The following is a 25,000-nucleotide window of genomic DNA, read 5'->3' as shown; positions in this document are numbered from 1 at the left end:
ACGCGATGGTCAGGTGCCATCCGCAACTGGCACCTGACAGACGCGGTCTATCTGAATCCGGAGCGAACCCGGGCCTCGGCCGAAATGTACAAACACGCAGCATAGCGGTTCACGCGACAACTACCTTGACACACACCGCGGCAAAGAAAGTAGGTGCCGCCCCGCACAGGGGCGAAGCTAATAGACCAATATCAAATCAAGGAAAGGCCAACGCCGCAGGCAAACAACCAATAACAAGACGCCGCAGGCACATCAAAACGTCTCGTGCTCCTGATTCCGCGTAAGATCCGCGGCCACCATCATCTTGCAGAGTTGCTCGAGCTTAGTCTGAGGCTCCCACCCAAGCTTATCCTTAGCCTTATCGGCGCAGCCGATCAGAAGATCCACTTCCGCAGGCCGATAAAACTTAGGATTCACGCGCACGAGCGTCTTACCAGTAGCAACATCAATCCCAGTCTCACGCTGCTCCTTCCCGGACCATTCAAGCTGATACCCAGCCGCCGCAAACGCCATCCGCACAAAATCCCGCACGGTCTCAGTACGATTCGTAGCAAGCACAAACGTATCTGGCTCATCGACCTGCAGCATGCGCCACATCCCTTCGACATATTCGAGCGCAAACCCCCAATCCCGCTTGGCATCCAGATTGCCGAGTTCCAGCGCGTCCTGCTTGCCGAGCTTGATCTTGGCGACCGTATCGGTAATTTTCCGGGTGACGAATTCCCGCCCCCGCAACGGCGATTCATGATTGAACAAAATACCGCTGCTAGCAAAGATCCCATACGACTCGCGATAGTTAATCGTAGTCCAGTGAGCAAACAACTTCGCAACCCCATACGGGCTACGCGGATAAAACGGCGTATCCTCACGCTGCGGCACGGCCTGCACCTTCCCGAACATCTCGGAAGTCGAAGCCTGGTAGTACCGCGTCTTGGGACTCAAAATACGAATCCCCTCAAGCAGATTCAACGCACCAATACCAGTCACTTCAGCCGTAGTCACCGGCTGATCAAACGACACCCCAACGAAGCTCTGCGCCGCGAGGTTATAAAGCTCATCGGCCTGCGCGCCGTCGAGCAACCGCAGCGTCGACCCGAAGTCGGTCAGATCATGTTCAACGAGCCGCAGATTCGGATGCCCGGCAATGCCGAGTTCGTTCATGCGCCAGAAATTGACGGAGCTGGTGCGCCGATACGTGCCGGTCACCTGATAGCCCTTGTCGAGCAGCAGTTTCGCCAGATACGCGCCGTCCTGGCCGGACACGCCGGTGATGATCGCTTTGCGTTGGTTGCTCATAGGTTGCCTTGGGTAACGGTAAAGAAAAAAGAAAAGGTAAGGGGAGACCGCGCGCTGCTACGACGAACCCGCCAGCAGCCGCCGCACCAGCGGGTCGACCACGCGCATGTCCTGGCCAGCCTTCAGACGGTACAGCTCGGGCTTCGGATGCGCGCCGTCGGACATCATCGATTGCCAGTCCGATAGACTGCTGATGTAGGCGTACTGATCGACGAGCGGCACATGCTGCTCGGCGGCCACCCGGCGGGTCATCGCGACCATCGCCGCGAGTCGGGCATTGAGGCGGCCATCGGGCATCGGGTTTGAGGTCTGCAATACAGGTTCTTTGCCGAGTGCGAGCGCGGCTTTCACCAGCGCCGTTTCCGCTTCGTAGAACTGCTCGGGCGTCTGGTTGTGCATCACTTCGTTGATGCCGTAGTTGATCGTCACGATCTGCGCGTCCGACGCGGCAAGCCGCTGCGCCCACGGCACACCACGGCCGCGATCCGTGCCGTCGCGCAACTGATAGGCCATGGTGCCGCCCACGCCGAGATTGACCACGCTGACGCGCTCGCCGTAAGTCGTATGCATCGCCTCCTGCAGATGCGTCACCGCATTCTGCGGGCGCGGACTGCAGTGACCCGCGCTGCAGGAAATGCCGAGCGTGGTCGAGTCGCCATAGGCTTCGATCACCACCTGTGTGGGCGGGTTGGCGTGAAGCGCGTGCCCATCCGGCGCCGCGGGGGCATCCGCGCTCGCCCGGCCGCATACCGCAACCATCAGCAGAGCAGTGGCAGCAGCGGCGGCGCCATGTCTTGTGATGCGCGCCATGAGCGCCACGGACTTCATGCGCGCGTCTGCGGTGCTTGCGACGCACCACGCAACGACGCCGAGCCGCGCCCCGGACGCGATGCCGGCCCGTGAATCAGGCGCCGCTCGAAAGCAAACCACGTGAGGCTGGCATAGGCGAGCGTGATCCCCAGCGCGAGCGCGGCCGTCACAAAGCGATTCATATGCAACGGCCATAACGTGTAGAGGACACTCAGGTGAATCAGATAAATCGTGTAGCTGATCGTGCCGATGTAGACCAGCACCGGGTTGCACAACAGCCGCTTGACGATGCCCCGGCTCTCCAGGGCGATGACCACGAGCGATGTGCACAGGACGAGCGAAACGCTATACAGCGCCCCGTTCGAGAGTGGTGTGTTTTCGGCCCGGAAGCGCGGATAGTGGAGATGCAGCCAGGCCAACACGGCCAGCGCGGCAGCACACCCCAGCAGCGCGAGCGGCCTGAAGGGCTGTAGCGCGTCGGGATTGCGCCGCACGGCCACGGCAAGCAATGCACCGGCTGACAGCAGATCCATGCGGAACGGCGTCAGGTAGTAGATGGGCCAGAACGAATCGAACCACGGCGTCGCGACGGCGCGCAGCACGGGCACGGCGACGATCAGCGCGGCAGCGACCCAAGCAAGGGCGCGCTCGGGCAGCAGCAGGATGACGAACGGCCAGACGATGTAGAACTGTTCCTCGACGGCCAGCGACCACAGTACGTTCAGGCTGTCATGGCCGCTCTGGCCGAGCGCATCGCCGATGTTGGTGGCGAAGAACGCGTACCACTCCCAATGCTTTGCCCAGCCGAAGCCGAACAGCAAGGACGACACGGCCATCAGCAACAGATACGGCGGCAGAATGCGGCGCGCCCGGCGTGCATAGAAATAGCCGAAATACGATTGCTGACGCGCTTTGCGCTCCAGCAGGATGCCGGTGATCAGAAAGCCGCTCAACACAAAAAACAGATCGACGCCCATCCAGAGCGGCGCCTTCAGTGCGTGCTGTGCAAACACCGCCAGCACGGCAATCGCGCGCAAGCCGTCGAGCTGCACGATGCGGCGTGAGTGGGAAGGCGGGGCAGGCAAGGCACTAACAGTCATGAACCGTCCATGGTGGGCATCGGGTGGGCCGGCAAGCGAACTCGCTGCGGCATGGGCATTCCGTCGTGCGCCAACGACAGCTCCTCATGGCAGGCCCAACGGAAGTGGAATTCATTCTAGGGAAAAGAAAATGATGAAAAAACGGGAATGAAATGAAGAAATAGATTGAGGAGTTAGCGGGCCATGCGCCCGGGATATTTTTAAATGAAATATTTATTCACGCATTAATAGATGAATATTTTTGAATTATTTTCGATTTTCGTTGCGGCGAATTTCCCGCGTAATGTGAACCGGTAACAGGTGCCGGATGTGTGCGTCGCAGCGCGCGGCTCGATCATTCCCCGCGTGGGATTGTCCGCGGCGACCCTCAGCGCATCGTGCCGCACCGCCGTTTCGCATTCCGTATTCCGTGTGCCGTCCCGGCCATCACTTCATTGGACATCGCCTGTTCGTGCGCGCCGCTCGCTGCCGCACGGCTTTGACTGGAGGAACACCTTGGTCCGTCTCATCTTCGCGAAACTGCTCGCCGCACTGCTGTGTCTTGCAGCGTTCGCTGCCTCGGCCGAAACGGTGCTGAACGCGAAGACCTCATGGATCGGCAACACCTTCGGTTTCGGCGACGGCACGTGGACGCAGATCAATATCACGGCAATCGCCGTCGCGCCTGACGGCAAGGTCTACACCAACGCACCGTGGGACGAAAGCGGCGCCGAAGCCAGTACGTATCAGAACGGCAAGATGCTGGGCTTCGCGGGCGGCACGCACGGCTGGGGCACCGGCGGCGGCAACGCGATTGCAGTCAATCGCCGCTATGTGTTCATGGCCGTGTCAGTCGGCAATGAGAAGGGCCATCTGGTCGGGCAGGGCATCTGGCCGCAAAAGGGCAAGCAATGGTTCGGTATCTCGCGGCGCAAGATCGAGGACCCGAAACTCAGTGCGCTGTTTCAGCCCGCAGTGGCTGCCGCTAATAGCGCTAATGGCGCGGCTGACCCCCATGCGCAACTGGCTGCCGGCTTTCTGATGATGAACGAAGTGGCCACCGGCGCGCACGCCGACATCGACGGACTGGCCGCCAACGACGCGACGCTGTACGCGTCCAACACTACGCAAAACCGTATTGAAGTCTATGACGCCGAATCGATGCAGAAGAAGGCGGCGTGGAGCGTGCATGAGCCGGGACGTATCGCGCTGGCTGCCGACGGCACGCTGTGGGTGTTAACCGGCACGCTTACCGATACCACGCCGCACGTCGCGCATTACTCGGCAAGCGGGCAGTTGCTCGGCGATACGGTGCCGTTGCCGGCGGATTCGGTGCCGGTTGACGTCGCGCTCGACGCGCATGGCCGCGTGCTGATCGCCGACAACGGTCCGCGTCAACAGGTGCTGTTTTTCAGCAAGAGCGAGGGTCGCTACGTGGCCTCAGGCACGCTTGGCGAACGCGGCGGCATCTTCGCTGGCGTCGCGGGCCGGCCGGGGCCGCAGCGCTTCAATGGACTGACTGGCGTCGGCGTCGATGCGCACGGCAACGTGTATGTCTCCACCAATGGCATCGGTCCGCACTACGCGCCGCTAGGCGCGGGGCTCGGCGCCACGCTCGAAAGCTATGCGCCCGATGGTCAGCAACTCTGGCAGGTGCAAGGGCTGCTGTTCGTCGACGGCGCATGGGTGGATCCGGCACGCCCGGACAGCGTCTACACCGGCAACAAGCGCTTCCAGCTGGATCTCACGAAGCCGCCCGGTCAGGACTGGAAATATGTAGGGTTCCTGTCGAATCGCTTCAAGTATCCGGACGACCCGGTGTTTCACACCGACCAGTGGCCGGGCTTGCCGATCGCGCGTCAGCTAAAGGGGCACACGTTCCTCTACCTGACGGATATGTACGCAGATCACCTGAAGATCTACCGCTTCGATAGCGCGCATGACGGCGAGACGGCGATTCCGTCGGGCTTCATTGCGGGCCGCGAACGGCCGGTTGCCAACGTGCCGAACGCGCCTCCGGGCGGCGACTGGATCTGGCGCGACATGAACGGCAACGGCCAGTTTGCCAGCGATGAATTCACGCCCAACACCAGTGGCACCCGACTCGCAGGCGGTTGGGGCTGGTGGGTCGACACCAACGGCGACATCTGGCGCACGAGCGATATCAAAGGCATTCATAGGCTGCATTTCGGCGGTCTCGATGCGAAGGGCAATCCGATTTATTCGTACTCGGACATGACCACCTATCCGGTGCCGCAGCCCTTCACCGAACTGCGCCGCGCGATCTACGTGCCGGAGACCGACTCGCTGTACGTGACCGGTTACACGGCCGATGCCGCGGTCCAGGCCGGCTTCTGGAAAGAAGTCGGACGGGTGCTGGTGCGCTACGACAACTGGTCGAGTGGCAAACCCGTGCAGCGCTACACCGTCACGTTGCCGTGGCAGCCGCAAGCCAAACCGATTGAAACGATCATCGGCCTCACCGTCGAAGGGCAATACGTGTTCGCCGTCGAACCGGTTGGCGCGGTGCATGTGTTCGACAAGGACAGCGGCAGGGAAGTCGGCGTGATCCGGCCGGGCCCCGAGGTGGGCAAGGCCTCGGGCTGGGTCGACGTGCCGAATGGCGTGAGCGCGTACCGGCGCAGCAACGGCGAATACCTGGTGTTCGTCGAGGAGGACGCACGCGGCAAGGTAATGATGTACCGCTGGAAACCGGCCTGATAACCGGCCTGAGAAGCCACCCCAGGGCGTCGCCATATCCATCGTGCTGCGAATTATTTTTCTGTCGATTTATGGCGCGCGGTACGCATTTTTTACGTGCTTTACTCGAACCAGTCTCCTCGGCGTCGCACTGTGCGCAGCAGTGCAAAGCAATGCACAAACCATGCGCCGACCCTCTGAATCAAAAGGCATCCGATGGACAAAGGCATTCTCAAGAACGTCGCGATCAATTTCTTCGGCCTGGTACTGCCCACCTTCGTTTCGCTCGTTACGGTGCCGTCGTATATCCGGTTACTGGGCGTGGAACGTTATGGCGTGATTGCTCTCGTGTGGACCCTGATCGGCTACTTTTCGATTCTCGATCTGGGCATGAGCATGGCCGCGCAGAACCACATCTCGAAGGCGCTTGCCTCGAACGATGCGGATGAAAGCGCCCGCGTGTTCTGGAGCGCGACATGGCTCAACCTGGTGACGGGCATTATCGGTGGATTAATTATTTATTTTGGCGCTTTTCTTTACACCGCGTATTTCACCAAAGTGTCACCGGAGTTGCAGCACGAGGTCTATATGGCGCTGCCATGGCTCGCCATTGCGATTCCGATTGCCAACGTCTCCTGGGTGTTCGCCGGCGCGATCAACGGCGCCGAGCGCTTTGGCGTCTACAACACCAATCAGACCATCGGCACGTTCGTTTTCCAGTTGCTGCCGTTAGGCGCTGCCTGGCTGATGGGGCCGAGCCTGCAGAACGTGCTCGCCGCGGCGGTGGTGGCGCGCCTCTTCGCCGCGGGGCTGCTTGGACGGTCCGCGCTCAAGGTGCTCAACCTGCGCCGCATCCTGCCGCCGCAACTCGGCGTGGCCAAGGGGCTCTTTAACTTCGGCGGCTGGATGCTGATTGCGAGCATCACGACCATGGTGGCCGACTCGCTCGACAAGGTCTTTCTCGGCACCAGCCTGGGGGCACGCTTCGTGACCTTCTATACCGTGCCGCAGAATCTCGTGACCCGCCTGAACATTGTGCCGACGGCGCTCGTGCGCACGCTGTTTCCGCGGCTTTCCGCTGTTGGTCGCGATCACGCTGACCTGATCACACAGCAGTCGCTCGAATTCCTCAATGGCGCCTTCACGCCGGTCGCCCTGGTGGCGATGTTCGTGCTGGGACCCTTTCTGCATCTCTGGGTAGGCAACGAGATCGCGACGGTCGCGGCGCCCGTGGGTCGCATTCTGATCGTCTCCGTGTGGCTGGTCGGACAGGCCAATGTGACGCGGATCATGATCCAGTCGCAGGTTAATCCTGCGGTCGCGGCGCGGGTGGGCGTCTTCGAATTGCCGCTCTTTGCCGCTGCGCTGTGGTTCGGCATTCACTATTTCGGGCTGACCGGGGCGGCCGTGGCCGTGGCCGGCCGCGCGCTGTTCGACTACGGCGTGCTGCTTTGGCTGTCGGCAATTCGCGCCCGCCCGATTGCGCTCGACATGCTCGCGCATCTCGCGTTTCTGCTGGTCAGCTTGTGGCTGGCCAGCTTCCTGCCCAGCCTGTCATTGGCCATCGCAGCCGGCGCGCTGGTCGTGACCGCCAATGTTGCATGGTCGATCACCATGACCCCCGCTTTGCGCGATCTTGCGCGTTCGCTGCTGTTGCGACTGAATCCGAGGAAGAACGCATGAACCAGAATGTCCTTGAGGAAGCCGTGTTGCGGCCCAACCAGCGCGGCGCGCTGGCCGAACTCTCCACGTCGCCTGCACCTGTCTCGCCAGCGCTGCGCGCGCCGCTCGCGCACAAGAACGTGCGCGTGGCGATCGTGCACGATTGGCTCGTCACCTATGCGGGCGCCGAGCGGGTACTCGAACAGATCGTGGCGTGCTTTCCGGATGCGGACCTGTTCAGCGTGGTGGATTTTCTCGAGGACCGGAGTTTCCTGCGCGGCAAGTCGGTCACGACGTCGTTTATCCAGAAGCTGCCGAAGGCCCGCACGAAGTACCGCGCGTATCTGCCCTTGATGCCGATCGCGATCGAGCAGTTGGATGTTTCGGCCTACGATGTAGTGATCTCGAGCAGCCACGCGGTCGCCAAGGGCGTGCTGACCGGACCCGACCAGGTGCACATCAGCTACGTGCACTCGCCGATTCGTTACGCGTGGGACCTGCAGCATCAATATCTGCAGCAGTCGAAGCTGACCAATGGGCCGAAATCAGCTCTCGCGCGGCTGATTCTGCACTACATCCGCAACTGGGATATCCGCACCTCGAATTCGGTGGACACGTTCGTCGCCAACTCGCAATTTATCGCGCGGCGCATCAGGAAGGTGTATCAGCGCAGAGCGCACGTGATCTTCCCGCCGGTGGACGTCGATGCCTTCGTGCTCCACGAACAGAAAGAAGATTTCTATCTGACCGCGTCGCGGATGGTGCCGTACAAGAAGATCGATCTGATCGTCGAAGCGTTTGCGCGGATGCCGCAGCGGCGGCTCGTCGTCATTGGCGACGGGCCCGATATGCAGAAGATTCGCGCGAAGGCCACGCCGAATGTCGAAATCATGGGGTATCAACCGTTCAAGGTGCTGCAGGAGAAGATGCAGCGGGCCAAGGCGTTCGTGTTCGCCGCCGAGGAGGACTTCGGCATCTCGGTGGTAGAGGCCCAGGCGTGTGGCACGCCGGTGATCGCGTACGGCAAGGGCGGGGCGCTCGAAACGGTGCGCGATCTATCCGGCGTGCGACCCACCGGAATGTTTTTCGACGAACAGCGCGCCGAATCGATCATCGCCGCCGTCGAGGAGTTTGACGTTCACGCGAGTCGCTTTGTCGCCGCCGATTGCCGCGCCAATGCGGAGCGCTTCTCGGCCGCGCATTTCCGCGAGCGTTTCTTTGCGCATGTGCGCGCTGCCGTGCCGGCCCTGCAGGGTGCGTCCCTGCCGGCCTATGAACCATATGTGGCGCCGCCCCCCGCCGAAAGTAAGACCAGGCCGGCACCACGCGTGCTGGCGATCGATCAGAGCGGTGTCCTCGGCGGTGCCGAACTGTCGCTACTCGAGATTGTGAAGGCGCTGCGTGCGCGTATCGAAGTCGTGCTGTTTGACGATGGCCCATTTCGCACGGCGCTCGATACGGCCGGCGTGAATGTGCGGGTACTCGATTCCGGTGCGCTGCGCGGAGTCCGCAAACAGGGCGGCACGCCTCCGCTCGGACGGGCGCTCAAGGGGGTTGCCGCGCTCGTACGCGCCACCGTCGCACGCGCGCGGCATGCCGATGTGATCTATGCCAACACGCAGCGCGCGATGGTGATCGGCGCCTTGGCGGGGCGGCTTGCGCGGCGCCCGGTGGTGTGGCATCTGCGCGATATCGTGAGCGCCGAGCATTTCGGCCGCAAGCAGCTGCAGATCATCAAATGGTGCTCGAAGCTTGGCCTCGCTCATGTGATCGCCAATTCGGCCGCGTCGGCGCGTGCGTTTGCCGAGCTCACCCGCTTCGATGAAAAGCACATTGATGTCGTTTTCAACGGCATTGCAGCGGCGCCTTTCGACGCGCTGCGCAACGTGCCGGTTGCGACGCTGCGCGCACGCCTGAAGCTGCCGAAGGACGCCTTTCTGGTCGGCTCGTTCAGCCGGCTGGCGCGCTGGAAAGGGCAGCACGTGTTGCTCGAGGCAATGGTCCTCAATCCTCATATGCATGCGGTTCTGGTAGGGTCGCCGCTGTTCGGTGAGGATGCCTACGAGGCCGAGTTGCGCTCGTTCGTCGCGAGCCATGCTCTGGGCGACCGGGTGCATTTTCTGGGCTTTCAGCACAATATTGCTGCCTGTATGTGCGCGGTCGATGCAGTCGCGCATACGTCGATCACGCCGGAGCCGTTCGGCCGCGTGATCGTTGAGGGGATGCTGGCGCAGCGGCCGGTGGTGGCGGCTCGGGCCGGCGGCGTGCTGGAAATTGTCGAAGACGGCGTGAACGGGGTGCTGTGTGAGCCGGGTGACGCGCATGCCCTGGCTGATGTGTTGGCCGAGTTGCGCAGCGACACGACGCTGCGCGAGCGGCTGGTCAGGAACGGCTATCAGACCGCGTTAGGGCGGTTCGGGGCAGCAGCCTATGTGGCGGGCGTTGAGCGTATTCTGATGGGCGTGGCGGGGGGCTAAGAAGACGCGATAGGCGGAGCGAAGGCCGAAAGCCTGAAGTAGAAGCACGATGCACAAAGAGAAGGGCCGCAGCGCTGTCCGGAGCAACAATCGGGACAGCGCCGCGGCCTTTTTGCGTTTTGCACTACGGTTGCTCGCGTCACGCACTACGCCCTTGCTCGTGTCAGGTGCGAGCCGCCGCCTGCGGTTTTGCACGTCAGGCGGTGGCCGTCGTCACTCACGGACGCGCGGCAGCAACGCTCCCTTTGCTTTTTGGCTTAAGACTTGCAGACCACTTCATCGCCGGCAATTCGACCAGCCGATAAAACACATAGGCAACCGGCACGGCCACCAGCATGAAGCCGAACGAAGGCCAGATCGACAACTGCAACGCCGAGCGATACAGCAGCGACGACAGCAGCACAAAAATCGGCAGATGGATCAGATAGAGCGAGAAACTGAAATCGCCGAAGCGCGACAGCACGCGTGCAACCGGCGTCGCGACTGCGCCCCGATCAAGCGCCTTATACAGGTAGAAAGCGAAGCCCAGTGCCCAGAGCTGGAACGCACCGTACTGGCCGAAATGAAACGCCACGCAACCGAGCGCCACCAGCACGGCCGCGATCGCATAGAGCCCGTTGGACGCGCGCCGCGTATCCATCGCAGATGCCTTCTGTGCCCGTGCGTCAGCGATCCACGCGCCGAGCGTCCACGAAAACCAATACGACGTGAAGAACTGCAGATCGTGACGCTCCAGCACGTAAGCCGACACGATATTGACCAGCGCCACGAGCGCGAGCAGCGGCGTCATTCCAAGGCGGCGCCGCAGCGCGAACAGCAACGGGTAGATCGCATAGAACTGCACTTCGAGCGACAGCGTCCACAATGCGCCGTTCGACCCGTACGTCTTGCCCGCCACGCCTTGCAGCGAGAACAGATTGACGAGAAATGCATGCAGGCCGATTTCGCGCAGCTTGTGATTGACAGGCGGCAACTGGAAACTGCACCAGTCGAGCGCGAAGGTCAGCAGCAGTGCGGCCAGCAGGACCGGATAGATCCGTGCAAAGCGGCGCGCCCAGAAATTGGCCGTGTCGAGCGTGTAGTTTGCGTCCTGTGCGAGACGCAGCGCGCCGCCACGATGAATGCAATACCCGCTGATCACGAAGAAGATCGGCACGCCTGCCGAGCCCCATGCGATCGGCAACGTCAGGTAAGCCACGATCGAGCTGAAACTGAGCGCATGACCCACGCTGTGGTGAAAACTCTCCATCCCCACCCAGGCGACCTGGCGGCAATGAAAGTAGGCGACCAGCAGCGCGGCAAAGCCGCGCATCGCATCGATGACGTGTTCCTTACCAGCGCTTTCCACGCGCGCGTCACGCTGCGGGCGAGCCGAAAAGGGCAGAGATGCACCGGTGGCATCGAATGCTGAATCGCTCATGCGCGGTCCTTATCCATACAGGTGAGTGGGCTGATGATGGGCCAATGCCGGCTGATGCCAGCGCGGCGTGACGGCGAATGCGCAGCAATACGCGCACGCACAGCCGCAAGCACATCCTAGAACAGCGCCAGATCAAAAAAATGGATAAAAAATGGCGTTTCAGGAGGTGAAAAAAATCCAATATGTTTCTATTTGTAATCAAATGCGAAATGAGTTTTCAGGGAAATTATTTGCCGATTTTTTCGTGATAATTTGAGAGCCTGATTCTTCAGACCAGAGGTGGAGTCATGAACCTGCATGTGCTCGCCGGCGTCGCCGTGCTCCTCATCCTTGTCGCCGCGTCGGCTTACCGCGAGGCGCTTCGCAACGAACCCATCGGCCGCTTCCGGATGACGCGAGGCAAGATGCCGCCGGTCGACGAAAACGAGGAAGGCGCCGCCTAGCGCCGCGGCCGAAGCGGCAGCTGACCCGTAAAAGTTACGGGAGTCCATCCGCTTCGGCCGTAATTGTTTCCTATATTGCCACCTGATGCTAATAGCTGGCCGTATAGAATATTTTTTTCGTGTGAATAACTTTAATTTTGTCGAAACGTGAATTAGATTTCAACAACGATTTCAACCCAATCCATTCGGCGCCTATCTGGCGAACCGCACACATTTATCAACCGATGTGGGAATGCATACCATGCTGAAAGTCACCAAAGCCGTGTTTCCCGTAGCAGGTCTCGGGACGCGGTTCCTGCCTGCCACCAAGGCGAGCCCCAAGGAAATGCTGCCCATCGTCGATAAGCCGCTGATCCAATACGCCGTGGAAGAAGCGATTGCGGCCGGCATCACCGAGATGATCTTTGTCACGGGCCGCAGCAAGCGCGCCATTGAGGATCATTTCGACAAGTCGTACGAGATCGAAGCCGAGCTCGAAGCGCGCGGCAAGGAACAACTGCTGGACCTGGTACGCAGTATCAAGCCGGCCAATGTCGACTGTTTTTACGTGCGCCAGGCGACGGCACTCGGCTTGGGCCACGCCGTGCTATGCGCGGAGAAACTGGTGGGCGACAGCCCGTTCGCCGTGATTCTCGCCGACGACCTGCTGCACAGCACGCAGCCAGTGATGAAGCAACTGGTGGACGTGTTCAACCACTATCACAGCTCGGTGATCGGCGTGGAAACCATTGCGCGCGAGGACAGCCGCTCGTATGGCGTGGTGGACGGCCGCGAGTGGGAAGAGGATGTGATCAAGCTTTCCGGCATCATCGAAAAGCCGACACCGGACAAGGCACCGTCGAATCTCGGCGTGGTAGGCCGCTATGTGCTGATGCCGACCATCTTCAAGCATATCCGCTCGCTGAAGCCGGGTGCTGGCGGCGAATTACAGTTGACTGACGCGGTGCAGTCCTTGCTCTCGGAAGAGCAGGTGCTGGCGTACCGCTACTTCGGCACGCGTTTCGATTGCGGCAGCAAGCTCGGCTATCTGAAGGCAACCGTCGAGTTCGCGCTGCGCCATCCGGAAGTGAAGGCGGAGTTCGAGGAGTATTTGCAGAGCTACCTGCCGCTTCATCTCACGGCTGCGGCGGCCTGAAAGAACCGGCGGAGCCGGCGGAACCGGCGGAGCTGGCGGAACTGGCGAGCAGGCCGCGCACGTCGTCATCGGTGGTTTCGCCGAAATCCTGGTAGAACTGGCCGACGCTGAAAAATACCCGTGGCGTCAGCGCGCAGACGAATTCATCGGCGGCGTCGCCCAGGCGCAGTTCGCCATCCGCCGGCGCCACCGGGAGTGCGACGATGATCCGCGCCGGTGAGCGGCTGCGCAACGCGCGCAGCGCCGCTAGCAGGGTGGCGCCGGTTGCCATGCCGTCGTCGACCACAATCGCAATCTGTCCTTCAACCGATAGCGCCGGCCGCTGCTCCCGGTAGAGCGTTTCGCGCCGCGCGAGTTCGTCCTGCGCGTCGGTGAGCACGTGTTCGAATTGCGCCTCGGTCACGCCGGCTTCGTGCATGAGCCGTCGATCGACGTACAGCGCGCCGCCGGACGCAATGGCGCCCATCGCCAGTTCCGTTTGCCACGGTACGCCTAGCTTGCGCACCAGCAGGACATCGAGCGGAGCGTGTAGCGCCGCGGCGACTTCAAAACCGACCGGCACGCCGCCTCGTGGCAGCGCCAGCACGATCACGTCCTCACGTTGCGCATAGCTTTGCAGATGTCGCGCAAGCGCGCGGCCGGCTGCTGCACGGTTGAGGAAAATACGTTCCATGATGGGCCACGTCACAAGTGACGTTGATAGTGTGCCACGTGCGCGCCACAGCCAATCGCAACCCAATAAAAAAACGGGCGCCGCGACTTGGCGCGGCGCCCGTCCAACGTTTGGCTAAAAGCTGCCGGCGTCAGCCCTTCCTGGTGGGACCGGTTGAGCTCCGTGAGTCGGGCCAGACAGGAACCTGCTTTCCGGCTGCATACGCAATGCGAGTACTGCGCCGAACGCCATCAGTACCATGCTGACCATGAACGGCAACTCCCAGTTGCCGAAGCGATCGATCAGCAAGCCCGACAGCACGGGCGAGATAATCGCGGCGAGGGCCGAACCCATGTTCATCATGCCGCTCGCAATGCCGGAATGTTCGGGCGCAATGTCCAGTGGAATGGCCCACATCGGCCCAATCGTCATCTCCGAGAAGAAAAAGCCAACGGCAAGACACATCATTGACAGGTACAGGCCGCGCGTGAAGATCATCGGCACGAGCGAGGCGAGTGTCAGCACCATGCAGGTCGACACCATCCAGCTACGTGCGCGCTTCAGGCTGTGGGTACGCTTGAAGACCTTGTCGGTCACTATTCCGCCAAGCGTGTCGCCCACTACGCCCGCGAAGAAGACGGTCGAGGCAAACAGTGCAGACTTCGCGAGAGCGAGGTGGTAGCTGTGGAGAAAGTACTGGGGAATCCAGCTGAGGAAGAGCCACAGCGTCCAGCCGTAGCAAAAGTAGACGATCGTGACAGGCATCATGTGCCTGAAGAGCCGCCCCCAGGGTACCTGCTTGGCCCTCGGCTTCGGTGTGGGCAGAACTTCGAGTTCGGCGCGGGTGATGCGCGGGTGATCCATCGGACGTTCGGTAAAAACGAGTGCCCAGATTGCGACCCAGACGAGGCTCATGATGCCGCTGATGTAGAACGCCTCGCGCCATCCCCAGTGCACCATGACGACTACGATAATGGCCGGCGCGATCGCATTGCCAATGCGTGATGCGGCGTGCGTGAGACCCTGTGCAAAGCCGCGTTTGTCCTTCGCTACCCAGCGGGCCATAGCGGTGGTCGTGGCGGGAAATGTCGCCCCCTCGCCGAGCCCGAGCAGCAGACGCGCGAAGAGCAACGACGTCAGTCCGGCTGCGAAACCGGTCAGCATGGTAGCCACTGCCCAGAGCCCACCACAGAAGATCAGCGTGCGTTTCGCACCGAACCGGTCGCTAATCCAGCCACCGATGATCTGAAACACGAGATAGGGATACGCGAACGCCGAGAAAACCAGCCCAACCTCGGTGTGAGAAAGATGAAATTCCTTGCCGAAACCGACCGCCGCCGTACTGACGTTGACGCGGTCAAGGTAGGTGATGAAATACATGACGCATAGCATCACGAGAACAACGCTGGTCGCGCGGGGCGCACGAAACCGCTTCATTATCTGTCTCCGTTGCTTTCTTTTGGTACGCCGAAGTAAATGGCGCACCGGGTATAGCTTGATGAGCGTTCGCTCACGAGCATGACGCTCCGGCAACTATGACCTGTGCGTAGCTCTGGCTGAATCTGGCGATTCAGTGATGCGCGATGCCTGGGGCATGGTGCGTGACAGAAGCGCACCATGCCTTTGCGATTGCGGATGCCATTAGAAACGGCCGGCGGGAGGTTCCACCTCCCGTGACACGTCAAGAGGTGAATCAGGCGGCCGCTTTGAGCGTGTTCGCCCTGGGCTGCGAAGTCAGCGAGGCCATCGCCGCCGGCAGTCCGCTCGCAGCGAGCGGCACGCCGGCAAGCTTCAGCCCCATTTCGACACCCGCGAGCGTCGCCATCAGCGTGAGATCGTTGCAGTCGCCAAGATGGCCGATGCGGAACATGCGCCCCTTCAATTTGCCGAGGCCCGTGCCGAGCGACATGTCGAAGTGCTCGTAGATCGTCTTGCGCACTGCGTCCGCGTCGATGCCTTCCGGCGTCATCACACCCGTCAGTACCGGCGAGTACACGGCGGGATCGATGCACTGGACTTCGAGGCCCCACGCGCGAACTGCACTGCGGCAGGCTTCGGCGAGTCGCTCGTGACGTGCGAATACGTTGTCGAGTCCCTCCTCGAGGATCATATCGAGCGCTTCCGACAAGCCGTACAACAGATTCGTGTTCGGCGTGTACGGCCAATATCCGCTCTTGTTCATCTCGACGATCTCGGTCCAGCCCCAGAAGCTGCGCGGCAGCGTGGCTGTTTTGCTGGCTTCGATCGCCTTCGGCGACAACGCGTTGAAACTGATCCCGGGCGGCAGCATCAAGCCCTTTTGCGAACCGGAGACGGTGACATCGACGCCCCATTCGTCATGCCGATAGTCGGCGGACGCGAGGCCGGAGATCGTATCGACCAGCAGCAACGCGGGGTGACCGGCCGCGTCGATCGCTTGCCGAACCGCTGCGATGTTCGACGTGACGCCCGTCGACGTTTCGTTGTGCACCACGCATACCGCCTTGATCGAACGCTGCGTGTCGGCGCGCAGACGCTCTTCGATCCGTTGCGCATCCACACCACGCCGCCACCCTTCGATACCCGGCAGGCCGAGGAACTCCGGCTTTAGCCCAAGGCCTTCGGCCATCTTCTTCCACAGCGTCGCGAAGTGGCCCGTTTCGTACATCAGCACCGTGTCACCGGGGCTGAGCGTGTTCGACAGTGCGGCCTCCCATGCCCCCGTTCCTGACGCCGGATAGATCACGACCGGATGTTGCGTCTTGAAGATCTTCTTGATGCCCGCGAGGACTTTCAACCCCAGCTCGCCGAATTCAGGGCCGCGATGATCGATGGTGGGATAGCTGATGGCTCGCAGGATGCGATCGGGTACCGGGCTGGGGCCTGGGATCTGCAGAAAGTGGCGACCTGCGGGGTGAAAGTCTAGCTTAAGCATGCGTCTTCTCCAGTTGAATTTTGAATGCAAAAAACTCTATCACCCGATTTGAGGAAAGGGAAGAAGAACTTGATGTGACAGCGAGCCGTAATGAACAAGCAATAGAGCAGTAGGTCGAGTGCAATGCAACGGCATACGAAAAGATGATATGCTGAGTATTTTGCATTCAAAAAACAACAAAGACGAAAGGGCAAGCTTCACCATGTCTGGTTCTGAAGGCAGGGCGGCAGCGGCAACCTCCTCTCGTTGATAGAACAACTTCTAACTAAAGCAATTTCTAACCAGGACTTCGGGGAGTTCCAATGAATTCGAGCAAAGCAGTGGTTTCGCTGCAGGCGCGCATCGCGCTGACGATGGGTTTTCTGGCGACACTAATGCTGATCATCGGCGTGCTGGGGTTGGTAGGCGCGTATCGTGCCGACCGCGCGAACCGCGACACGTTCCAGAACAAGCTCACTGCCGCGACCAATATCGGTAACGCGGAAATCTATATTGCCCGCACGCGGCTGGCGCTCGACCGCGTCGCGCTGCATCCGGATGATCCCGACGCCGCCGCGCAGGTGGAGCGTGCAAGCGGCTTCTTCAACCAGTCCGACGAGTGGTGGCAGAAATTCGTCCAACAGGCCCACGAGGCGAACGAAGCGGACCTGATCGGCGGCGCGACGCAACACCGGCAGGTGATGCGCGACGCGGTGGTGGCGTTCATCGACGCCGTTAAGGCCAACAATCGGGAGCAGGTCGACAAGATTGCGATGACGCAGCTCAGTGCGCTCTACAACGACATGAGCGCGGCTAACGACAAAGTCAAACAGGCGCTTTACACGAACGCCAAAAATAACTACGACGCAGCTGAAGCCAGCTTCCACACGTTCTTCGCGCTGTCGGTTGCAATGATCCTCGTCGGCGCTATCGCAGCATGCCTCAGCTGGTTTGCACTGCGCCGCGCGATCATGCGCCCGCTCAACGAAGCGCTTGGGCACTTCCAGGCCATCGCCACGGGTGATCTGAGCCGCCGTATCGACGTTGCCACGAACGACGAAATGGGTACCCTGTTGCGCGGTATCGAGAGCATGCAGGCAAGCCTCACGAAAACGGTGCGTGCCGTGCGCGACAGCAGCGAAGCGATTGCCACCGCCACGCGTGAAATTGCGTCGGGCACGTTGGACCTGTCGTCCCGCACGGAAGAGCAGGCCGCGTCGCTGGAAGAAACTGCATCCAGCATGAGCGAGTTGGCAGCGACGGTGAAGCAGAACTCGGAAAGCGCGCAAACGGCGATGTCGGTGGCTGACAATGCGTCGCGCGTGTCCTCCAAAGGCAATGAAGCCGTTGATCGCGCGGTGAGCGCGATGAGTGACATTGGGGCGAGTTCCCGCAAGATCGCCGACATCATTGGGATCATCGAAGGCATCGCGTTCCAGACCAATATCCTTGCGCTGAACGCGGCCGTTGAGGCTGCGCGGGCAGGCGAGCAGGGGCGGGGGTTTGCGGTAGTCGCTTCCGAAGTGCGGAGCCTCGCGCAACGTTCAGCGGCTGCAGCGAAGGAGATCAAGGACGTGATCGCCGAATCGGGCGAGACCGTCACGCTCGGTACCGAGCTCGTCGTCGATGCCGGAAACACGATGGCCGAAGTGCTGCGTGCCGTGCGACAGGTGAGCGACATCATGAACGAGATTTCGGCGGCAGCGACTGAACAGAGCGCGGGTATCCAGCAGGTCGATATCGCGGTCAGCCAGATGGATGCGATCACCCAGCAAAACGCTGCGCTCGTCGAGCAGGCGAGCGCGGCAGCGCAGGCACTTAACGAGCAGTCGAGCCAGCTGCATGGCTTCGTGGACGTTTTCAAGCTCGCCTGGAACGAATCACCGCATTGACTTGATCTAACAATGAAGACTCCTGAGCAAAACAGCCGGCGTTCATTTCTCAAGAGAACGATCGCCATTGCCCCGATTGCGGCGATTTCGTCGTCCGCGACGGCGCTTCTCCCCACCGACGAAGACCGCGCCTTGAGCGCGCCGCCACCTAACCAGCCGGCCGAGGACAACTACCAGCCTGGTTATTTCACTCCCGAAGAATGGGCCTTTGTAAATGCCGCCTGCGACCGGTTGATCCCCAAGGATCATGTGGGACCCGGCGCGGTGGAGCTGGGGGCGCCGCAGTACATCGACCGTCAGATGCAGACGCCCTACGGCGACGCATCGCGCTGGTACATGGAGGGGCCGTTCGTGAAGGCCGCTCCCGAGTTCGGCTATCAGTCCAAGCTCACACCCAGGCAGCAATACCGGCTCGGCATCCGCGCAATCAACGCTTATTGCCGCGCGAACTTCGACGGCAAAACCTTCGCCGAACTGCCTCCTGAACAACAAACGCAATTCTTGAAGCAGATGGAAGCGGGCGCGGTCAAGGACGAGTTCAATCTGAAGATGTTCTTTAGCGACTTCCTCCTGAAGAACGTGATGGAGGGGTACTTTTGCGACCCCATGCACGGGGGCAACAAGGACATGGCTGCGTGGAAGATGATCGGCTACCCCGGCGTGCGCGCCGACTATCTGGAGTGGGTCGTCGAATCGAAGCCTTACCCCTACGGGCCGGTCAGCATGTATGGGAAACGAGGCTAAGCCAATGGCATCGATCAGAAAAAAGCACACAGACGCGGTGATTGTCGGTTTCGGCTGGACAGGCGCAATCATGGCGATCGAACTGGCGAACGCCGGGCTCGACGTCGTAGCCCTTGAACGGGGTGACAACCGCGACACGATTCCGGACTTCGCGTACCCGCAGATCACCGACGAAGTCAAATATTCCGCGAGGCAAGCGCTGCTCCAGAACCTCGCGAAGACCACAGTCACGATCCGCCACACGAAGGGCGATGTCGCCCTGCCGTATCGTCAGTTCGGCTCGTTCAAACCGGGCGAAGGGGTCGGCGGCGCGGGTACACACTGGTCCGGTGTGCAGTCGCGGGTGAGCCCCGACGAGTTGCGCCTGTACAGCAGGGTGAAGGACCGGTATGGCGAGAAATTCATCCCGGCAGACATGAACCTGCAGGACTGGGGCGTCACTTACGATGAGCTCGAGCCGCACTTCGACCGCTTCGAATATGTGTGCGGCACGTCGGGGAAGGCGGGCAACATCAAGGGCACCCCGGTTGAAGGGGGCAACCCTTTCGAGGGCTATCGCTCCCGCGAATACCCAGTGCCGCCGCTTGCCGATCACCCAACCGGCCGACTGTTCGCCGCCGCCGCAAAGAGCCTGGGCTACAAACCCTTCCCGCTGCCAGCAGGGAACGCATCGGCCGCCTACCAGAATGAATACGGATGCCAACTGGGACCGTGCAATTTCTGCGGCTTCTGCAGTGATTACGGATGCCTGAACTATTCGAAGGCATCGCCGCAGACCACCATCATCCCTGCGCTGTTACGCAAGCCCAACTTCGAGCTGCGCGTGAATTCGCACGTGACACGCGTGAACCTCGACAGCACCGGCAAACGCGCAATCGGCGTGACCTACATCGATGCTGAGGGCAACGAAGTGGAACAACCGGCGGACATGGTGATCCTCGCCGCGTTTCACCTGCACAACATCCGGCTCATGCTGTCCTCCAGGATCGGTACACCGTTCAATGTCGACACCAACGAAGGCGTGATTGGCCGCAACCTCTGTTACCAGTACATCAACAGCGTCAACATGTTCTGGGACAAGGACGTCTACATCAACCAGTTCATCGGCACGGGTGGCGGCGGCCAGGCCATCGAAGAGTTCAATGCTGATAACTTCGATCACGGTCCGCTTGGCTTCATCGGTGGAGGAGTGATCTGGGGACGCCAGACCGGCAACGGCCCGGTACGAGGTGTTCCGCTTCCCGAGGATACGCCGAAGTGGGGAACCGAGTGGAAGCAGGCTGTCGTGGACAATTTCCTGCACACCGGTCGCATCGAGTCGCAGAGCTCGAGCCTCGCGAATCGTGCGTATTACGCGGACCTCGATCCGACATACAAGGACGCTTACGGCACACCGCTGCTGCGCCTCACGTTCGACTGGAATGACAACGACCTGCGCTCGGCAGCGTTCCTCGGCAGCAAGGTGATGGAAATTGGCCACGCGATGAATCCCAAAAGCATCTCGGGTCGCATATTCAAGCCTGGCATGCATTGGGACACGCGTCCGTACCAGAGCACGCACGTGTGCGGCGGCACGCCGATGGGCGCCGACCCGAAGACCAGTGCGGTCAACAAGTACCTGCAAAGCTGGGACGTGTCCAACGTATTTGTGCTGGGCGCAAACACCTTCGCGCACGGAATCGGTTACAACCCGACTGGCCTCGTCGGTGGTCTCGGGTACTGGGCGGCAAGCAACATCCGCTCGCAGTACCTGAAGAACCCCGGGCCGATGGTCCACGTATAAGGGGACATGATGCGAAAGATAATCATCGTCCCCATTGCCGCTATCGCGGTGCTCGTCGGCATCTGCTGGGCCTCTACGTGGAGCAAGCCCGCTGTCAGCATAGCTGCGGATGTCGCAGCGCGTCCGGGCGACCCGGTTCATGGCGAATACCTAGCGCGCGCGGGTGACTGCATGGCATGCCACACCGTAAAGGGCGGCGAGCCGTTCGCGGGCGGCTACCCGTTCAAGACGCCGGTCGGCACAATCTACTCGAGCAACATCACGTCGGATCGCGAACATGGCATTGGCGGGTACTCGTTCGACGACTTCGTCCTTGCCATGCGCGAAGGCGTAGCGAAGGACGGACGGCGTCTCTACCCAGCGATGCCGTATACGTCGTATGCGAAGGTCAGCGACGCAGACCTTAAGGATCTCTACGCGTACTTCACCACCAGGGTGCCGGCATCGAGCGAGGCTAACCGCCGCGCGGACATCGTGTGGCCGTTGAGCATTCGCTGGCCGTTGGCCTTCTGGGATCGTGCGTTTCATGACGACTCGCGCTTCCAGCCCGTCGATTCCCAGAGCGCCGAGTGGAATCGCGGTGCCTACCTCGTGCAAGGTCTGGCGCATTGCGGCACGTGTCACACGCCGCGTGGAGCGGCCATGCAGGAACTCGACCTGAGCGGCAAGACATCGCTGTATCTGTCCGGCGCGGCACTGGACAACGCATCGCCGATCAACTTGCGCGGCGACGCAGGATCCGGCCTGGGTGAGTGGTCCGAGCAGGATATCGTCGCGTTGCTGCAGACCGGCAGGGATCCGCACTCTGCCGTGACTGGACCGATGGGCGAAGTGGTCGAGCACAGCACGCAGTATCTGAGCGAGGCGGACCTCCACGCGATCGCGTCATATCTGAAGAGCCTGCCGCCGCGCCAGCACGATGCAGCTGAGTTCCGGGCGAACGATGCCACGCTCCGGTCGATCATGGCCGGCACAGCGACGGGAACGGGCGCGAGCATCTACATCGATAGCTGCGCAGCGTGTCACCGGCAAAACGGGCAGGGCGCATCGCGGGTGTTCCCTTCGCTTGCCAACAATCCGATGGTGCTGGCGGCACACCCTGACTCGCTGATCGCAGTCATCCTGAATGGCTCACGTCTGCCGTCGACCGCGGGCGCACCGTCACCGCTTGCCATGCCGCCGTTCGCGTGGCGCTACGACGACGCAGAGGTCGCCGAACTGGCGACCTTCGTCAGGTCCAACTGGGGCAATCACGCTTCACGTGTGACTGCTGGACAGGTAAAGGACGTGCGTGCTCAACTGAAACACTGATTTGCAGGCACGTGCAATAAAGAGCGGAAGCCGCCGAATACGTGATGCGGCGACTTCTGCGACAATCGCCGCCTCGCCTCCATTTGAAACTATTGACGAGGTCGCACGGTCGGCCTGAGAGCATGCAATGAGTGATACAGGTAACACAATGCGAAAGACAACTTGGGTCTTGTTCGCTCTTGCCGTTGGCGCATTTGCCATCGGAACGACTGAGTTCGCGACGATGAGCCTGCTGCCGATGTTTGCGCACGACCTCGGAATCGACGCACCTACTGCAGGGCATGTCATCAGCGCATACGCACTGGGGGTGGTCGTGGGTGCGCCGGTCTTTGCGGTCTTGGGGGCGCGGCTTCCACGTCGTACCTTGTTGACCCTTTTAATGGGCATGTTCGCCCTTGCGAATGGGCTGAGCGCACTGGCGCCCAATTACCATTGGATGCTGTTCTTCCGTTTTCTCAGCGGGCTTCCGCACGGCGCGTACTTTGGTGTGGCAGCCCTGGTGGCGACCAGTCTCGTCCCGGAGAATCGGCGTACGGTAGCGGTAGGGCGCGTTTTCCTTGGCTTGACGTTTGCGACCATCATTGGCGTTCCGCTTGCCAACTGGTTAGGACAGGCTATCGGATGGCGCTGGAGTTTCGGCCTCGTTGCACTACTCGGAGTACTGACGATGACGCTCGTGTGGCTAATGGCACCGGCGGATCCCGCTCATCCCGACTCGAGCCCGCTGCGCGAACTTGGAGCGCTGAGACGCACACAGGTATGGCTGACACTCGGCATTGGCGCGATTGGATTCGGCGGCATGTTCGCCGTTTACACCTATCTGGCGAACATTCTGGGTGAGGTCACCGGGGTTTCTGTGCAGTCGGTCCCGTTTGTTCTAAGCGTCTTCGGCGTGGGCTTGACGGTTGGCAACATCGTTGTGCCGATCTTCGCTGATCGGGCCTTGATACGGACTACGGGCGTGGTGTTAGTGTGGAACGCGATTGCGCTAGCACTTTTCCCGTTGATGGCTGGCAACGTCTGGACCATCTCCGTCGACGTTTTCCTGATTGGCGTTGGGGGCGCGCTGGCGACGCTTCTGCAGACACGCTTGATGGATGTGGCTGAGGACGCCCAAGGACTTGCCGCCGCCCTCAATCACTCGGCCTTCAATACCGCCAACGCGCTCGGACCGTTTCTCGGCGGCCTGGCTATCTCAGCAGGCTACGGATGGACCGCGCCGGGATGGGTGGGAAGCCTGCTGGCAATCGGCGGCCTCGTGTTCTGGCTCGTCTCCGCGTTGCTCGAGCGTAGCCGCAATCGCCAGGTGACTGTCATCCGCGAAAATATTCCATGTTGAATGGCAATGGTGTCTTGTTCGTTTTATGAATAAAGTCCCCAACTATGTCGCTATAGAATTATCGCGGCCCGATCGCGAGAGTTGACTCTACACATCGCATCCGGGCCGTTTTGCAACTCTCTCTTTTGATACACGTTCAATGTCCCATAGTACTCGCCGGTCTGCTGGCCGCGCTTCTTCTGGTCGGCGTCATCTGAGCAAGGCAATGCTGCTGCCAATGACAAGACAAGCGGTGTCCGACGTCTCGCTCGCGAATCACCTGGCTCTTGCGGTCTGTCGTAGAGGTCTGGGGAATGCTCATCAACTGAGTGAGCTGATCAGAGTCGTCTATCTCACGTACTGTTTGCAGCAATCTGGTTTCGGCGACGCGCCCGTGGATTTGTACCGGCGCGCCGAGGTCGCATTGGATCAGGCGGGCGTCAGGGGGCAGTGCGACGGTGTATGGGAAGTGAGCGCCGAGCTTGCAGGCGTGCTTGAAGAGATTCTGGCCATACATGACCTGCAACTCATGTCGGTTACGATCCGGCATGTGATGGAGGCCAAGGCGCGGCTTTCCAGATTCAGTAAAAGCGAGCTCCGGTCGCCCATTTCGGATGATGCACAAACGAATCATCGCCGCGACGACGCAGGGCTCAATGCTTCCCGGACCACCAGCGGGTTGCAATAGTCCAGGCAGGGGAAAAAGTCCCCACCCGAGGAGAGTGGGGAGGAATAAGAGTAAAACTCGCCCTTGAGGGGAGGCGAAGAGCTACGTTAGCAGTGCCCGTGCAAAGCCTGAAGTCCGCATTACGCAAAAGACATTTCTAGAAATGGGCCAGGCTAGCCACCGCTTGTCGTCACTTACCGGCACGTGGTTCTAGGAAGCAGAAACGTTGAGCGGGCGCGGGCGCTCTGTCCGTTTCTCCCCACGGTCGAATTGCGTTCTCGCGAGTTCCATTTCGTTCATATGGGTTTCGACCCAGTCCCAGATTCCGCAGACCTTGTCCAGCAGGCTGCGTCCCAAAGGCGTCAGCTGATAATCGACGCGCGGCGGTATCACCGGGTGCACGTAGCGCGATACGAGGCCATCCCGTTCGAGTTGGCGCAACGTCTTCGTCAGCATCTTCTGGCTCACCCCACCCACCTCGTCGCGCAACCGTGAGAAACGCATCTCGCCGTGCGTGCCAAGTGCGTCGATCACGAGGATTGTCCACTTGTCGGCGATCTGTTCAATGATGTTGCGGGCGAGATCATCGGTTTTCTTTTGTGGGGTGTCGTCGGCGTGAAGGCCGTCGTAGCAATTAGTTTCCATGGGGAAAGTATGAAACCGTCAGGTGCCTTCTTGTGATCGCCGGATGTGGCTGAAATAATCGCTCTGCATGCCC

19 protein-coding genes are annotated in these 25,000 nt (G+C 60.9%); 11 read left to right on the top strand and 8 right to left on the bottom strand.

The window, feature by feature from the left end:
* Nucleotides 1-252: 252 nt before the first annotated feature.
* From gmd to P3T40_RS31420, 3 genes are all read right to left on the bottom strand, one after another.
* Nucleotides 253-1,296: a GDP-mannose 4,6-dehydratase gene (gene gmd, locus P3T40_RS31430; protein ID WP_429271612.1), complete on the bottom strand. Its 1,044-nt coding sequence runs from the start codon at nt 1,294-1,296 to the stop codon at nt 253-255.
* A gap of 57 nt (nt 1,297-1,353) precedes the next feature.
* Nucleotides 1,354-2,055: an SGNH/GDSL hydrolase family protein gene (locus tag P3T40_RS31425; RefSeq protein WP_429271617.1), complete on the bottom strand. Its 702-nt coding sequence runs from the start codon at nt 2,053-2,055 to the stop codon at nt 1,354-1,356.
* Nucleotides 2,056-2,120: 65 nt separating this feature from the next.
* On the bottom strand, nt 2,121-3,206 hold the full coding sequence (locus P3T40_RS31420; protein ID WP_429271611.1) for an acyltransferase family protein: 1,086 nt from the start codon (nt 3,204-3,206) through the stop codon (nt 2,121-2,123).
* Nucleotides 3,207-3,713: 507 nt separating this feature from the next.
* Here P3T40_RS31420 and P3T40_RS31415 point away from each other — a divergent pair.
* The 3 genes from P3T40_RS31415 (at nt 3,714) to P3T40_RS31405 (ending at nt 10,024) form a co-directional block, all read left to right on the top strand.
* Nucleotides 3,714-5,906, top strand: a complete 2,193-nt coding sequence (locus P3T40_RS31415) for a hypothetical protein (RefSeq protein WP_429271616.1) — start codon at nt 3,714-3,716, stop codon at nt 5,904-5,906.
* A gap of 195 nt (nt 5,907-6,101) precedes the next feature.
* The gene (locus P3T40_RS31410) at nt 6,102-7,568 is read left to right on the top strand and encodes an oligosaccharide flippase family protein (RefSeq protein ID WP_429271610.1); all 1,467 of its coding nucleotides are present in this window, start codon (nt 6,102-6,104) and stop codon (nt 7,566-7,568) included.
* Nucleotides 7,565-10,024: a glycosyltransferase family 4 protein gene (locus P3T40_RS31405; RefSeq protein ID WP_429271609.1), complete on the top strand. Its 2,460-nt coding sequence runs from the start codon at nt 7,565-7,567 to the stop codon at nt 10,022-10,024. The genes P3T40_RS31410 and P3T40_RS31405 overlap by 4 nt, the downstream gene beginning before the upstream one ends.
* Nucleotides 10,025-10,241: 217 nt before the next feature.
* On the opposite strand, the gene P3T40_RS31400 is transcribed toward P3T40_RS31405, so the two are convergent.
* Nucleotides 10,242-11,444, bottom strand: a complete 1,203-nt coding sequence (locus P3T40_RS31400; protein WP_429271608.1) for an acyltransferase family protein — start codon at nt 11,442-11,444, stop codon at nt 10,242-10,244.
* Nucleotides 11,445-11,731: 287 nt separating this feature from the next.
* Here P3T40_RS31400 and P3T40_RS31395 point away from each other — a divergent pair, with 287 nt between their 5' ends.
* Nucleotides 11,732-11,887 carry a hypothetical protein gene (locus tag P3T40_RS31395; protein WP_429271607.1) on the top strand — a complete coding sequence of 52 codons (156 nt, stop codon included), beginning with the start codon at nt 11,732-11,734 and terminating at the stop codon, nt 11,885-11,887.
* A gap of 241 nt (nt 11,888-12,128) precedes the next feature.
* The gene (gene galU, locus P3T40_RS31390) at nt 12,129-13,022 is read left to right on the top strand and encodes a UTP--glucose-1-phosphate uridylyltransferase GalU (RefSeq protein ID WP_429271606.1); all 894 of its coding nucleotides are present in this window, start codon (nt 12,129-12,131) and stop codon (nt 13,020-13,022) included.
* On the opposite strand, the gene P3T40_RS31385 is transcribed toward galU, so the two are convergent.
* The 3 genes from P3T40_RS31385 to P3T40_RS31375 all read right to left on the bottom strand — a co-directional run bounded on the left by P3T40_RS31385 (nt 13,003) and on the right by P3T40_RS31375 (nt 16,588).
* Nucleotides 13,003-13,695 carry a phosphoribosyltransferase gene (locus P3T40_RS31385; RefSeq protein ID WP_429271605.1) on the bottom strand — a complete coding sequence of 231 codons (693 nt, stop codon included), beginning with the start codon at nt 13,693-13,695 and terminating at the stop codon, nt 13,003-13,005. The genes galU and P3T40_RS31385 overlap by 20 nt on opposite strands.
* A gap of 114 nt (nt 13,696-13,809) precedes the next feature.
* Entirely contained in the window at nt 13,810-15,111 is a 1,302-nt protein-coding gene (locus P3T40_RS31380; protein ID WP_429271604.1) for an MFS transporter, read from the bottom strand.
* 256 nt (nt 15,112-15,367) lie between these two features.
* Nucleotides 15,368-16,588, bottom strand: a complete 1,221-nt coding sequence (locus tag P3T40_RS31375) for a pyridoxal-phosphate-dependent aminotransferase family protein (protein WP_429271603.1) — start codon at nt 16,586-16,588, stop codon at nt 15,368-15,370.
* Nucleotides 16,589-16,890: 302 nt separating this feature from the next.
* On the opposite strand from P3T40_RS31375, the gene P3T40_RS31370 reads away from it, so the two are divergent.
* The 6 genes from P3T40_RS31370 (at nt 16,891) to P3T40_RS31345 (ending at nt 24,303) form a co-directional block, all read left to right on the top strand.
* Nucleotides 16,891-18,459 carry a methyl-accepting chemotaxis protein gene (locus P3T40_RS31370; RefSeq protein WP_429271602.1) on the top strand — a complete coding sequence of 523 codons (1,569 nt, stop codon included), beginning with the start codon at nt 16,891-16,893 and terminating at the stop codon, nt 18,457-18,459.
* Nucleotides 18,460-18,471: 12 nt separating this feature from the next.
* Complete coding sequence (locus P3T40_RS31365; RefSeq protein ID WP_429271601.1) at nt 18,472-19,203, top strand: gluconate 2-dehydrogenase subunit 3 family protein; 732 nt, start codon at nt 18,472-18,474, stop codon at nt 19,201-19,203.
* Between the two features lie 4 nt (nt 19,204-19,207).
* Nucleotides 19,208-20,986, top strand: a complete 1,779-nt coding sequence (locus P3T40_RS31360; RefSeq protein ID WP_429271600.1) for a GMC family oxidoreductase — start codon at nt 19,208-19,210, stop codon at nt 20,984-20,986.
* A gap of 9 nt (nt 20,987-20,995) precedes the next feature.
* On the top strand, nt 20,996-22,297 hold the full coding sequence (locus tag P3T40_RS31355; protein ID WP_429271599.1) for a c-type cytochrome: 1,302 nt from the start codon (nt 20,996-20,998) through the stop codon (nt 22,295-22,297).
* 148 nt (nt 22,298-22,445) lie between these two features.
* Entirely contained in the window at nt 22,446-23,636 is a 1,191-nt protein-coding gene (locus P3T40_RS31350; protein WP_429271598.1) for an MFS transporter, read from the top strand.
* A gap of 205 nt (nt 23,637-23,841) precedes the next feature.
* A complete protein-coding gene (locus P3T40_RS31345) occupies nt 23,842-24,303 on the top strand; it encodes a hypothetical protein (protein WP_429271597.1) in 462 nt (153 codons plus the stop codon).
* Between the two features lie 189 nt (nt 24,304-24,492).
* Here the strand turns inward: P3T40_RS31345 and P3T40_RS31340 are convergent, their stop codons facing one another.
* Nucleotides 24,493-24,927, bottom strand: coding sequence for a winged helix-turn-helix transcriptional regulator (locus tag P3T40_RS31340; protein ID WP_429271596.1), 435 nt, complete (start codon nt 24,925-24,927; stop codon nt 24,493-24,495).
* Between the last annotated feature and the right edge of the window lie 73 nt (nt 24,928-25,000).

Source organism: Paraburkholderia sp. EB58, assembly GCF_050436665.1.
Classification (GTDB): Bacteria; Pseudomonadota; Gammaproteobacteria; order Burkholderiales; family Burkholderiaceae; genus Paraburkholderia.
This window is presented reverse-complemented; position numbering and strand designations above follow the sequence as displayed.